Origin of the sequence: Paraburkholderia sediminicola (assembly GCF_046027825.1) — a bacterium.
Taxonomy (GTDB): Bacteria; Pseudomonadota; Gammaproteobacteria; order Burkholderiales; family Burkholderiaceae; genus Paraburkholderia; species Paraburkholderia sediminicola_D.
The window spans coordinates 1-12,962 of sequence record NZ_JAQQDU010000083.1; the positions used below are offsets into that span (position 1 = coordinate 1).

Below are 12,962 nucleotides of genomic sequence, written 5' to 3' on the forward strand. Positions count from 1 at the left end.
CTTAGCAGGGGGTTCGAGCCGCTTTCTTTTACCTACTTTTCTTTGCGGCAGGCAAAGAAAAGTAGGTGCCCGCCCCGCACAGGGGCAACGCTAATAATCCAATATCAAATCAAGGAAAGGCCAACGCCGTAGGCATACAGACAACAAGCGCCCCGCAGGCAAACAATCCAGGCAAGGCCCAACGCCGCAGGCAAACAGACGAAACAAGCGCCGCGCAGGCACCCCCAGCCTGAACAGGCAAAAACCCAACCCTTCCACGAACGTGGACATCCCCCACCCATCAGCAGAAAACCCAAACCTTTGCCACAATGCCCCATCGCGCGAAAGCGCCCGAAACATCAAATGAAGAGAAAATGATCCCCTTCTCGGTTCTCGACCTGGCACCGGTCGCCGCAGGCGCCACCCCCGCCGACGCGTTCAGAAACACCCTCGACCTCGCCCAGCACGCGGAAAGCTGGCACTACCGCCGCTTCTGGCTCGCAGAGCACCACAACATGACCGGCATCGCCAGCGCGGCCACCGCAGTGGTGATCGGCCACGTCGCCGGTGGCACAAAGACAATCCGCGTCGGCTCCGGCGGCGTCATGCTGCCGAACCACGCACCGCTCGTCATCGCGGAACAGTTCGGTACCCTCGCCTCCCTCTACCCGAACCGCATCGACCTGGGCCTCGGCCGCGCACCCGGCACCGATCAGAACACCGCCCGCGCGCTGCGCCGCGATCTGCAAAATAGCGCAGAGTCCTTCCCCGACGACGTCGTCGAGTTGCAACGCTATTTCGCCGACCCCGTGCCAGGCCAGCGCATTCGCGCGGTCCCCGGCGCAGGTCTGCATGTGCCGCTGTGGCTGCTCGGCTCGTCGCTATACAGCGCGCAACTGGCTGCGGCACTCGGTCTGCCGTTCGCGTTCGCGTCGCACTTCGCGCCCGATTCACATGTTCACCGCGCTCAAGGTCTATCGCGAACAATTTCGTCCGTCGGCGACGCTCGATAAGCCCTACGCGATGGTCGGCGTCAATCTTTTCGCAGCCGATACCAACGAAGAAGCGCGGCGTCTGTTCACGTCGCTACAGCAGCAGTTCATCAATCTGCGGCGCGGCACGCCCGGTCAGTTGCAGCCGCCAGTCGAGCGGCTTGAAGCGTCGGAGATGGAGTTGAACGGCGTCGCGCATTCGCTCGCCTGCTCCGTGATCGGCGATCGCGATGTGGTCCGCGAAGGACTGCTATCTGTTATCGATCAGACGGGCGCGGACGAATTGATGTTGACCGCACAGATCTACGACCACAAAGCGCGGGTGCGGTCGTTCGAAATCGGCGCGCAAGTACGCGAAGAGTTGGGCGCCGTTAAGTAACAACGCCGACAAGTAACAAGAAGGGCGACCTGTATCAGTAAAGGCCGCCCTTCTTTTTTCGCCGATTGGATGGCTGCCCTCAATACATGAACATCGGGTCGCCCCGCCGCGTTCATCACCACACCCGGTCAGGCCATGCGAGTTCAAGCTCGATTCAAGGCTTCAACTCAAGCTCACGCCCTGGCTCGAAATTCGGCCAACACTCAAACGGCGCGCTGAAACTCACCGATTAGCCGGCACCGCCGCCAACCCATCCAGCAGCGCCTTATGAAACGCCTGTGGGTCCTGCATCTGCGGTGCGTGCCCCAATTCGGCGAATTCGACGAGCGTCGCGTGCGGAATCGCCTTGGCAGCAGCCTTGCCCAGTTCCGGGTAATGGCCGATCTTCGCGCGCACCTCCGGTGGCGCGGCATCCTTGCCAATCGCGGTCGTGTCCTTCTGGCCAATCAGCAAAAGCGTCGGCATGCTCAGGTGGCCCAGTTCATACACCACCGGTTGCGTGTAAATCATGTCGTACAGCAACGCGGAATTCCACGCCACGACCTGTTTGCCCGGGCCCCGGTACATCCCGGCAAGCATCTGCACCCACGGTTCATAGTCGGCGCGCCACTGGCCGGCGTAGTAGGTCGCCTGCTCGTAGCGGCGAATGCTGTCTGCAGTCGTCTTCAGCTCGCGCTCGTACCATTGGTCGACGGATAACGACGGGACACCCTTCGCCTTCCAGTCCTCAAGACCGATCGGATTGACCAGCACCAGTTGCTGAGTCTCATGCGGATACATCAGCGCATAGCGGATCGCAAGCATGCCGCCGGTCGAGTGGCCGATCACGGTCGCGTCGGTCACGCCAAGCGATGCGAGCAACACATGCGTATTGCGCGCGAGTTGCTGAAAGCTGTACTGATAGTGCTCGGGCTTGCTCGATTTGCAAAAGCCGATCTGGTCCGGCGCGATCACCCGATAACCGGCGTCGCTCAGACGATGAATGGTCGCGTCCCACGTCGCCGCGCAGAAGTTCTTGCCGTGCAGCAACACAGCCGTGCGGCCGTTCGCGTGCTCCGGCTTGATATCCATGTACGCCATATGCAGCGCCACGCCTTGTGACGTGAAGTCGTACTGCTCGACCGGCGCCGGATAGTTGAATCCCTGCAACTCGGGGCCGTACGCCGGGCCGCTGTTGTCGACGGCGGCAGCCGGCCCAGCGCCGCCTGCCGTGGAACCCGGCTGACTAGCGGGACTAACAGGACTAACGGCACTTACGGGACGAACAGGACTAACAGAACGATTCGCAACGGCCCCGCTGGCTGGCGTGGCGGCGAAAACACCTGGCGCGGCGGCGAGCACGCAGGCGCTCAGCATGGCGAACAAAGACTGGCGGCGAAAATTCATCGATCGTTTTCTTGCAAAGAGAAATCAACGGGAAGCATGCAGGCCGCGCGCGCTAGCAAGCCAACGCCCGAACCCCGTTCGGAGCGGACGATTCTACGACGCGCCGCCAGACTGTGCAGCCGCGCGCGCAGGCTCATAGCGGCACCGGCCGGTGTGGCACGCATATTGCGGCGGCTCACCTCACGCACAATGTGTCGTGCCGCACGGAGTCGCCCCGTGCATGGGTTGATCGTGCGCAATGCGGGTGCGCGAGCGGCATCCGCACAATTCAGACTATTCGTCCGCGGCAAATCAGTGCTAGAACTAGCAGACGGACCGCGAAGACGGACCCGCCTGGCAGCACGAATCAATGGCAGCGCGCAGCGGAACAGAACAAGGCGAACAGGACATCCGGGGCATACTAATCAGGAGACAGACATGGAAACTCCGGCACGGCTGAACGATCTGCAACGCACTACCCTCGCCATCGTCCTCGCGGGCGGACGGGGCACGCGGCTCGGGCCGCTTACCAACAAGCGCGTCAAACCGGCGGTGCACTTCGGCGGCAAATACCGGATCATCGACTTCGCGCTCTCCAATTGTCTGAACTCCGGCATCCGGCGCATCGCTGTCGTCACGCAGTACAAGGCGCACTCGCTATTGCGCCACCTGCAGCGCGGCTGGGGCTTCCTGCGCGGCGAATTCGGCGAATTCATCGACCTCTGGCCGGCGCAGCAACGTGTGGAAGGCGCCCACTGGTACCGCGGCACTGCGGACGCGGTGTTCCAGAATCTCGACATCATTCGCTCGATCCGGCCGAAATACGTGGTGGTGCTGGCGGGCGACCATATCTACAAGATGGACTACACGCGCATGATTGCCGATCACGCGGAAAGCGGCGCGGATTGCACGGTCGGCTGCATCGAGGTGCCGCGCATGGACGCGGTGGCCTTCGGCGTGATGGCGGTCGATGAAAACCGCCGCGTGACCGGCTTCGTCGAAAAACCCGCCGATCCGCCCGCCATGCCGGGCCGCCCGGATTCGGCGCTCGCCAGCATGGGCATCTACGTGTTCAGTGCCGATTACCTGTATTCGCTGCTTGAAGAGAACATCTCGAGCGTCGAGACCGAACACGACTTCGGCAAGGACATCCTGCCGCGCGTCGTCACGCAAGGCACGGCGATCGCGCATCCGTTCAGCATGTCGTGCGTGTCGTCGGACCCGACCGTGGAGCCGTACTGGCGCGACGTCGGCACGATCGACGCCTACTGGGCAGCAAACCTTGACCTGGCCTCCACCATCCCGACGCTCGACCTGTACGACCGCAACTGGCCGATCTGGACGTATCAGGAACAGTTGCCGCCCGCCAAGTTCGTACGCGACATGAAAGGTCTGCAAGGCACCGGCAACAATCTGATCGTCTGCGGCGGCTGTGTGATTTCCGGTTCGCAGATTTCCCGCTCGGTGCTGTCGTCGAACGTGAAAGTGAGTTCGTTCTGTAATATCAATGAGGCAGTCTTATTGCCGCAGGTCACCGTCGGCGCGAGCTGCCGGCTGCAAAAAGTGGTGATAGACCGCGGCTGCACCATTCCGGACGGCACGGTGATCGGCGAAGATCCGGTGAGCGACGCCCAACGCTTCTATCGCACCGAGGACGGCGTAGTACTGGTCACGCCCGAAGCGCTGCGGCAGAAAGGAACGTGATCCTCGCCGGGACGGCAAACGCACGGGCGGGCATTGCCGCAGTCCGTCTTGCCGCGTAAGCAAAGCGTACGCACACCCGCACTAACAGGAACGAGACCGAGCCTATGACGATTCGCGCCCTGCACGTCGCAAGCGAGCTGTATCCCCTCCTCAAAACGGGCGGTCTCGCCGACGTCGCGGGCGCGTTGCCGCCCGCGCTGATCGAGCGCGGCGCCGATGTGCGGGTGCTGCTGCCCGGCTTTCCGGCGGTGGTCGCCGGTTTGACCGACCTGCGTCCGGTGGCGCAACTGGGCCGCCGTTTTGACTCGCCGGGCGTCACGCTCGAACAGGGCACGCTGCCGTCGAATGGCCTGATCGTCTATGTGATCCGCGCGGGCACGCTGTATGACCGGCCCGGCAACCCCTATCTGAACGACGAACATGTGCCGTACGGCGACAATGCGCAACGCTTCGCCCTGCTCGGCTGGGTCGCCGCGCAACTGGCGCAGCACCTCGACCCGGCGTGGGCGCCGCAGATCGTCCACGCGCATGACTGGCATGCCGGCCTCGCGCCCGCCTATCTGAAAGCGGCTGAACGGCAGCACGGGCGCTCGTTCGCGCGCAGCGTCTTCACGGTGCACAACCTCGCGTATCAGGGCGTTTTTCCGGCGCACCAGTTCGGCCAGCTGGCGCTGCCGGATGACTTCTTCAGCATGCGCGGCGTCGAATTCTATGGACAGTTGTCGTTTCTCAAGGCAGGCCTCTATTACAGCGACCGCATCACTACCGTCAGCCCGACCTACGCCCGCGAAATCCAGACACTCGCCCAGGGCGGCGGGCTAGACGGGTTGCTGCGCCATCGCTCGCACGATCTGAGCGGCATCCTGAACGGCGTCGACTACTCAGTGTGGAATCCCGCCACCGACGCCTTGCTCGAAGATCACTACACGGATACCCGTCTGGCCGGCAAACTGGCCTGCAAGGAGGCGCTGCAGAAGCGCTTCGGCCTCGCGCAAAAAAGCGATGCGCTGCTGTTCGGCGTGGTGAGCCGGCTGACCGAACAGAAAGGCCTCGACCTGCTGCTCGAGACGGTCCCGGAGATTGTCAAACGCGGCGGCCAGCTCGTGGTGTTCGGCACCGGCGACCCGGCGCTCGAAAACGGTTTGAAACGCGTGGCGCACACGCATCCGGAATCGGTGGCGGTCGAGCTGGGTTTCGACGAAACACTCGCGCATACGATCATCGCCGGCAGCGACGTGATCGCGGTGCCGTCGCGCTTCGAGCCATGCGGGCTGACGCAACTCTACGCGCTAGCTTATGGGTCGCTGCCGCTCGTGCATTGTGTCGGCGGCCTGGCGGACACGGTGGTCGACGCGTCGCTCGAGAATCTCGCCGACGATCTCGCCACCGGCTTCGTGTTCGAACGATTCGAGCCGACGGGGCTGACGGCGGCGATCCGCCGGGCGTTTGCGCTCCATGACCGCCGCACCGAGTGGAAAGCCGCGCAACGTCGCGCGATGCATCAGGATTTCGGCTGGAGTGCCTCCGCCGAGCGCTATCTGGCGCTGTATCGCGAACTCGTCTGATTCCACGCCGTCCTTTTGATGGTTCGGCGCAACAATCGGCCCAACAACACGGGGCCGGATCAACTCGCGTGTGACAAACTCATGTATTGTTTCCTGAGTATGCAGATCACGCGTTTTTCTTGCACCATCTGATACAGCCACGCCGCTTCGGGCGCCCGGCCAAGGCCGGTTCGTTACCGCGGCCATCTTTCCGTTCTCATTGATCGCGCATGATCGCTTGCGCGGGCCACACCATGACGAAAAACGTTCTGAGCATCCAGTCACATGTCGTCTTCGGGCACGCCGGGAACAGCGCGGCCGAATTTCCGATGCGCCGGCTCGGCGTCAACGTCTGGCCGCTCAATACCGTCCAGTTCTCGAACCATACGCAGTACGGTCATTGGACCGGCGGTGCGATCGAGGCTTCGCAAATGGAAGCGCTTATCGAAGGGATTGGCGCGATCGGCATGCTGCCGCGCTGCGACGCCGTGCTGTCCGGCTATCTGGGCACGCCCGAGCAGGCGCAAGCGGTGCTGGAGATCGTCAAGGCCGTGAAGGCCGCCAATCCGCGCGCGTGGTACTTCTGCGATCCGGTCATGGGTGCCGCGAGCGGCTGCAAGGTCGAGCCGGGCATCCAGGAATTTCTGGTGCGCACCATGCCGGAGGTGGCCGACGCCATGGCGCCGAACCATACCGAGTTGCAACGTCTCGTGGGCCGCGAGATCGACACGCTCGAAGAAGCCGTGACCGCGTGCCGCGAGGTCATCGCCCGCGGACCGAAACTCATGCTGGTCAAACATCTGCTCGACCGCAACAGCCCCGCCGACCGTTTCAACATGCTGGTCGTCACCGAGCGCGAGGCCTGGATGGGGCAGCGTCCGCTCTACCCGTTCGCGCGGCAGCCGGTGGGCGTCGGCGATCTGACGAGCGCGGTGTTTGTCGCGCGCACGCTGCTGGGCGATTCGATCCGCGCGGCCTTCGAGCACACGCTGGCCGCCGTGAACGCGGTGGTGAAAGCGACGTGGCAGGCTGGACGCTACGAGCTGGAGCTGGTGGCCGCACAGAACGAAATCGCGCAACCGCGTGAATGGTTCGACGCCTGGGTCGCGGAGACGGCGTAGGCGCCTGGCATCCAGGCGCGGCTCGACACGCACCGGTGCACCCCGTCAGTTGCCAGCCGAACCCGCACCCGGCGCGCGAGCCACGTTTGTCAGCGGGGCGTCCTATAATGCGTGCCGCGTGGGCGAGGCAATCACCCGCCCGCACCGCATTTTTTCAGGCATCCGGTATCCGGGCGCCCGGCATGCTGGCGTCCGGGCATCTGGCGTCCGGGTGTCAGGCATCCGGCATTCAGCAGACGAGGCATCGATGGACGGTTATATCCGCAGCGAGCGGGAAGAATTTTTTGAACAGTTGTGCATAAGCGTCGACGCGGACGAAGCGCACGAGCAGGAAGCGATCGAGTTCTTCGAGAACCAGTTCGACCAGGCCGACTTCGATCCCGCACAGTGGCTCGACATCGCGCTTTACTATTCGCCGGCGGTGGCGCGCGGCATCGTCGAGATGGTGACGGCCGACGACAAGGCGCGCAGCAACATCGCCGAAGTGATCGCCGACAACCTCGACATTTCGTACGGCGAAGACGAGTGCCAGAAGTTCGCCGAGACTATCGAGTTCGCGTTGAACAACGGCGTGCCGGTGGATATCGACCTGGTGCTCGACGGCTGCCAGCGCGCGATCGACGATCTCGATACCTGGGCCGACGACGAGACCAAGGCGCCCCTCCTGCGTCTGCGTGAAGAGTTGCTGCGCCAGCAAGGCGAGCATTGAAGGCGTTGCTTTAGCGGGTGGCCAGTCGTATTTAGCGCTTCGGCCGTTTCTTGCATTATCGCTGGCACGGTCGCGGAAATCTGTTTCCGTGACCGTGCCGCCGCAGTCAAACCGGCGCGCTCGCGCCGGTTTCCTGAGCCGCTTCTGCCGGCCGCCTCCCCTTCGCTTCTTCAGCGGACAGGGTCATCCTCCTTTTTAAGCATATGCCGTAATCCGCACCCGCGCTCCGCCGCGGACCGGCCGCCAGCCTAAGCACAGCGCGGCCTATGCCGAAATGCTCATTCAAAGCGTTGTGAACTGCCAAGACGGTCGCAAATTGGCTTTCTATATTCGTGCCAGATTGACCGGCATGTGAACGCCTCTTCGCGTCGCCCAAGTTGCGCGTCGATCCAACGTTACCGTCTTGCCGCTTTCACACCTGAAACTGTCGATGGAGAAAGACACCATGAGTCTTCGCAACACGCTGAAACCGCTTGCTCTGTTTGTTGGCGCTGCCTTCGCGATCGCGCCGCTGGCCAGTTTCGCCGACGACCTGCCGGTGAAGATCGGCTTCGCCGCGCCGCTGACAGGCGCCAATGCAGGCTATGGGAAGGATCTGGAAAACGGTGTCCGGCTTGCAATCGAAGAAGCCAACGCGCAGAAGATCAAGATCGGCGACAAGGTCGCGCAATTCCAGCTCGTCTCCGAGGACGACCAGGCCGACCCGCGCATCGGCGTGCAGGCCGCGCAGAAGCTGGTTGACGCGGGCGTATCGGCGGTCGTGGGCCACTTCAATTCGGGCACGACGATTCCCGCCTCGCAGGTGTACGAGCAGGCCGGCATTCCGGTGATCGATCCGGCCGCGACCAATCCGACCATTACCGGACGTGGCTTCGCGAACACCTTCATGGTGATTTCCACCGATGCGCAGAACGCCGGCAACGCGGGCGTCTACGCCGTAGAGGTGACGAAGGCTAAACGCATCGCGATCATCGACGACCGCACCGCGTTCGGCCAAGGCGAGGCCGACGAGTTCGAGAAGGCGGTGAAGGCGCATGGCGGCAACATCGTGACGCGCGAATACACCGACAATCACGCGGTGGACTTCAGCACGCAGATCACCAAGATCAAGGCGGCCAATGCGGATCTGATTTTCTTCGGCGGCCTGGATACCCAGGCGGCGGGTTTCGCGAAGCGGATGAAGCAATTGGGCGTGAACGCGCAACTGGTGGGCGGTGGCGGCGTGATGGACGAGGACTTCATCAAGCTCGCCGGCGACCCGTCTGAAGGCGCGATGGCCTGGGAATACGGCCGACCGTTGGCGCAATTGCCGGGCGGCAAGGACTTTTCCGCGAAGTTCAAGAAGCGGTTTGGAGTGGATATCCTGTCGTACGCGCCGTTTGGGTATGACGGGGCATGGGCCGCAATCAGGGCGATGCAGCAGGCCAAATCCACCTCGCCAGCGGTTTATCGACCTGTTCTCAAAGCGATCGATTACGACGGCGTGACCGGGAAGATTTCGTTCGACAACACCGGCGCGCTGAAGAGCGGCGCTTCCACGCTGTACCAGGTCAAGAACGGGGCGTGGGTTCCGATCGTGACCAAGAGCGGAAGTTAAGCGTCTTCTTTTACCCATCGCGGCGCGGTTGTTCGTGCGGCAGTGGCGGTGCTTTTTACCGCCGCTGCCACTGGCACCGCCGATGCCACCCGTGCCTATTTGACAACCTTCACCACCACCTCGGCATCGAGATCCCGCTCGATGCGGACCAGATCGTCCTTCACGCCGGCAAATTCATCGGCCGAGCACATCTGATGCCCAAACGCGGCTCGAAGGTGTCGCCTGACCTGCAGGACCCGCGCGGCGGGATCGAACACGTAGCGGGAAGAAAATTCGAAGAAACGATCGTTCACCGTGGCATCCGGCGGCACGTCGGTTACCCGAACGAAGCGCGGCAGCGTCATTTCCAACGTCTCGTCGAAGTTCCCGCCAACGCAAGCCCATGGCTGCGTTCTGGCAGGCTCCGCGAGCCACGCCTGCACCTGCCCCGCCATTCCGCCGGACAAGCTCGTCAAGGCCGGTACGGCGGTCGTGCCGTCGGTCCAGACAAAGTGCTCGACCGTTCCCTGCATCGAGGTGGAAAACGGTCCGTCTGTAGCGGCCACGTCGCTCGTGCGCAACTGCGCGGTGCCATGCAAACCGGTCAGCAATAGACGATTCGCCGCGATCTGTTGCGTGCGCTGCCGTGTTGCCCGCCGAAACGTGTTGCGTTCCAGCTCCGCGGTGTAGCCGTCATCTTCCACGCGGTAAGCGTAATTCGCCGCCCCATTCTCATCGACGTCAATTTGCAGGCGCGCCGTCCGCTCACGCAACTGCGTGGCCGGCGTACGCGATAACACGCCGTCGTCGACCAGCAGAACGGGTCGGTCCATCACGCCTGGCGGCAAATACCCAAAAGCGACGCCACCCGCCGTCGTATCCGCATACAGCGACAACTCAGGAATCCAGACAATTGCGTGATTGATCGCGCTTTCGCCATACCCCGGCACGGACGGCAAACTGTAGTACGGCCCGAGATTGAGCAGCACGGCCTCGCTGTGGATGCCTACCGCAGCGAGGAGCGCGCTGTACAACGCGACGTGATCCTTGCAGTCGCCATAGCGGTTGTGCAGGATGTCGATCGCCCTATGCGGGATCGCCGCCGTCTCGCCGAGAAACAGCGCGACGTAGCGAATATTCAGGCGCATCCAGTCGTACAGGATCCGCGCTTTCGCGCGCGGGTCGCCGGCCTCGGCGGTCAGGCTCTGCGCGAGTTGCACGATCGCCGGGTCGTTCATTGTCGCGTCGGCAGCAGGACCGCGATAACGCACGGCGAAACTCGCGAAGTCAGGCACCGTCGACACCATCAACCGGTCGCCCCAGTTTGCATAGCCCACTGCACCCGCTTCGAGCGGCGCATACGGACCGTGCCGGTAGTCGAACTCGTAGCGGGTGCGTCCGTTTTCCGTGACGGGCGGCAGCGCGATATAGCCGCGCGCATCGGCATACAGCGGCACATCGGCGGGCAGGTCGAAGATCAGCCGCTGCATCTCGACGGGGTCGCGCGTCGGTTCGACCAGGTACGCGAACGTGCCGGCCTGCAGGGGCTTCGAACGCGTCTTGCGAAACGCCAGATGCACGCGCGAGCCAGGTTCGACACCCGGAAAGATCACCGTGCGCAATACCCCGTCTTCGAAACTCGGCGCGCCCGCCGAGCGGGGTTCCTGCACGTCGCGGATCGCCTCGGGGCCGACCGGATGCGCGACACCGTTCGGGTCGATCGTTTCCGCGCTCAGTAATTGAACCTGCTCGATGTCCTTGTTGAACCACACGTAGCGTTGCGCGATATCGTCGACGCCGCTCGTCGTGTTGGCCCGCAGGACCGTGTCGTCGTGTTCTTCGACGGACCCGTCTTTCTGGATCACGAAGAGATGGACGTCGCGCTCCGTCGTCGAGGGCGAGAGGTCGTCGCTGGAGGGGCTGGTGGTGCTTGCGGAACCGCCCTCAGCCTGCGAGGCGGCTGCGCACCCAATCAGCGCCAATGCGGCGGCCAGCTTCATTAACGCAGCACACCGCGTCATGCACCACGCGCCCTGCCCCGCGCGCGCCACGCACGCGGACTCGACGCAAACTCCGCGCGAAACGCGTGATTGAAATTCGACAGATCGTTGAAGCCGCAATCGAGCGCGATATCGACGACCTTCGCGCTGTCGTCCTGAAGACGCAGCGCCGCCGCCCGCAAACGTGCCCGCAGCACATATTGATGCGGCGTCACGCCGGTCACACGCTGGAACGTGCGCAGGAAGTAGAACTCGCTCAGGCCTGCCGCGACAGCGAGGCTCGTGAGCGTATGCGGCGCGCCAGGCGTCTCGTCGATCAGGCGCACGGTCTGAGCCACGCGCGACCAGGCTGCGGGGCTTGCAGGCGATTCCGCACGCGTCAATGCGCCCGCCGCCCTGAGCGTCGAGACGGCCAGTTCGACCGCGAGTTCGTCCCACACCGCGTCGCCGGTATCCGAAGCGCCGGCACAGGCCCGCGCGATCAGCGGGGACAACGCGGGCAGCGACGGAACGCGCGCGCGCCTGAATTTCAGATTGCCGCTCGCGATGCCCGCGTCCGCGGCAAGCCGCTCGAAGTACGCGGGTGCATAGCGAAAGGCGATGCAGCGATCGCCGGCCGCATGCCGATGGCCGCACTCGAAACAGTCATCCGGATTGCCGAGCAGCAACGCGCCGGGGGTGAGCAACTCACGCCCCGTCCCTGCCCGGTAGCCGAACGCACCGGCCACCACCATCGCGATGCACACGCCGGCGTGCCGCTCTTCGAACGGCTGGTCGCGTGGGCCGAAGGTGCAAAGGACGTCCGCGACGTCCCAGCCGCCGCCTTGGGCCAACGGGCGCGCGGTTGCGCTGCCACGCGTGCCTTCCCGTGCGCGTTGCGCGAGCGCCTGCTGCAAAGTGACGGCAATTTTCCCCAAGATGCACCTCGGCTGAGTCCGTATCGTCGTTTTAGCACATCGGCGGCCGGCGCGGTTTTGGCCGTTCCGGCGATGGCGCTGTCACCGAACCCCCGAAGGAGCGCACACACGATGAACATGCTGGACGACACCCTCGAGCGCGGTTTTCACGCCGCGTTGACCGCCCCGGCGCGCGCCGCCGATATCGATGCCGCCGACGACGTCTACGGCTGGCTGATCGGCAGTTGGGACATGGACGTGCTGCATTACCGCGTCGACCTCGGCAACGCGCGCCGCCGCGGCGAGATCCATTTCGGCTGGGTACTGGAAGGCCGCGCCGTACAGGACGTGTGGATCATGCCGCCACGCAGCGAGCGCCATGCGGACCACGCGCCCGCCGACACCATGTACGGCACCACGCTGCGGGCGTGGGACCCGGCGCTGCGGGCGTGGCGCGTGACCTACCTCAATCCGCGGACCGGTCAGCGCGATGAACTGGTAGGCCGGCGCATTGGCGATGATCTCGTGCAGATCGGCACGCACGCTGACGGCACACCGATTCGGTGGAATTTCACCGATATCACGAGGGATTCATTCCGGTGGACCGGCGTCGCGCTGGCGCAGGACGGCGTGACGTGGGCGCTCGAGGCGGAGTTTCACGCGCGGCGCAGGCGTCAGGTTGCAAACCGGTGACCTG

At 63.9% G+C, this 12,962-nt stretch carries 9 protein-coding genes and 1 pseudogene; 7 read left to right on the forward strand and 3 right to left on the reverse strand.

Annotation, left to right across the window (positions count from 1 at the left end):
* The first annotated feature begins 353 nt into the window (after positions 1-353).
* Positions 354-1,350, forward strand: a pseudogene (locus PQQ96_RS32340) (LLM class flavin-dependent oxidoreductase).
* 222 nt (positions 1,351-1,572) lie between these two features.
* Here PQQ96_RS32340 and PQQ96_RS32345 read toward each other — a convergent pair.
* Entirely contained in the window at positions 1,573-2,736 is a 1,164-nt protein-coding gene (locus tag PQQ96_RS32345) for an alpha/beta fold hydrolase (protein WP_408300096.1), read from the reverse strand.
* Positions 2,737-3,153: 417 nt separating this feature from the next.
* Here PQQ96_RS32345 and glgC point away from each other — a divergent pair, with 417 nt between their 5' ends.
* The 5 genes from glgC (at position 3,154) to PQQ96_RS32370 (ending at position 9,390) form a co-directional block, all read left to right on the forward strand.
* Positions 3,154-4,419, forward strand: a complete 1,266-nt coding sequence (gene glgC / locus PQQ96_RS32350) for a glucose-1-phosphate adenylyltransferase (RefSeq protein ID WP_408300098.1) — start codon at positions 3,154-3,156, stop codon at positions 4,417-4,419.
* Between the two features lie 104 nt (positions 4,420-4,523).
* The gene (gene glgA, locus PQQ96_RS32355) at positions 4,524-5,984 is read left to right on the forward strand and encodes a glycogen synthase GlgA (RefSeq protein WP_408300100.1); all 1,461 of its coding nucleotides are present in this window, start codon (positions 4,524-4,526) and stop codon (positions 5,982-5,984) included.
* 233 nt (positions 5,985-6,217) lie between these two features.
* On the forward strand, positions 6,218-7,084 hold the full coding sequence (pdxY, locus tag PQQ96_RS32360) for a pyridoxal kinase PdxY (protein ID WP_408300102.1): 867 nt from the start codon (positions 6,218-6,220) through the stop codon (positions 7,082-7,084).
* 247 nt (positions 7,085-7,331) lie between these two features.
* Positions 7,332-7,793, forward strand: coding sequence for a hypothetical protein (locus PQQ96_RS32365; protein WP_408300104.1), 462 nt, complete (start codon positions 7,332-7,334; stop codon positions 7,791-7,793).
* Between the two features lie 445 nt (positions 7,794-8,238).
* Positions 8,239-9,390, forward strand: coding sequence for a branched-chain amino acid ABC transporter substrate-binding protein (locus tag PQQ96_RS32370; protein WP_408300105.1), 1,152 nt, complete (start codon positions 8,239-8,241; stop codon positions 9,388-9,390).
* A 95-nt stretch (positions 9,391-9,485) separates the two neighbouring features.
* On the opposite strand, the gene PQQ96_RS32375 is transcribed toward PQQ96_RS32370, so the two are convergent.
* A complete protein-coding gene (locus PQQ96_RS32375) occupies positions 9,486-11,369 on the reverse strand; it encodes a DUF3857 domain-containing transglutaminase family protein (protein ID WP_408300107.1) in 1,884 nt (627 codons plus the stop codon).
* A 17-nt stretch (positions 11,370-11,386) separates the two neighbouring features.
* Positions 11,387-12,286, reverse strand: coding sequence for a helix-turn-helix transcriptional regulator (locus PQQ96_RS32380; protein ID WP_408300109.1), 900 nt, complete (start codon positions 12,284-12,286; stop codon positions 11,387-11,389).
* Between the two features lie 111 nt (positions 12,287-12,397).
* Here PQQ96_RS32380 and PQQ96_RS32385 point away from each other — a divergent pair, with 111 nt between their 5' ends.
* On the forward strand, positions 12,398-12,958 hold the full coding sequence (locus PQQ96_RS32385; RefSeq protein ID WP_408300110.1) for a hypothetical protein: 561 nt from the start codon (positions 12,398-12,400) through the stop codon (positions 12,956-12,958).
* The last annotated feature ends 4 nt before the right edge of the window (positions 12,959-12,962 follow it).

Excerpts from the sequence above, each read along its gene's own strand:
- PQQ96_RS32345 (WP_408300096.1), bottom strand. The coding sequence starts at position 2,736 with ATGAATTTTCGCCGCCAGTCTTTGTTCGCCATGCTGAGCGCCTGCGTG.
- glgC (WP_408300098.1), top strand. The coding sequence starts at position 3,154 with ATGGAAACTCCGGCACGGCTGAACGATCTGCAACGCACTACCCTCGCC.
- glgA (WP_408300100.1), top strand. The coding sequence starts at position 4,524 with ATGACGATTCGCGCCCTGCACGTCGCAAGCGAGCTGTATCCCCTCCTC.
- pdxY (WP_408300102.1), top strand. The coding sequence starts at position 6,218 with ATGACGAAAAACGTTCTGAGCATCCAGTCACATGTCGTCTTCGGGCAC.
- PQQ96_RS32365 (WP_408300104.1), top strand. The coding sequence starts at position 7,332 with ATGGACGGTTATATCCGCAGCGAGCGGGAAGAATTTTTTGAACAGTTG.
- PQQ96_RS32370 (WP_408300105.1), top strand. The coding sequence starts at position 8,239 with ATGAGTCTTCGCAACACGCTGAAACCGCTTGCTCTGTTTGTTGGCGCT.
- PQQ96_RS32375 (WP_408300107.1), bottom strand. The coding sequence starts at position 11,369 with ATGAAGCTGGCCGCCGCATTGGCGCTGATTGGGTGCGCAGCCGCCTCG.
- PQQ96_RS32385 (WP_408300110.1), top strand. The coding sequence starts at position 12,398 with ATGAACATGCTGGACGACACCCTCGAGCGCGGTTTTCACGCCGCGTTG.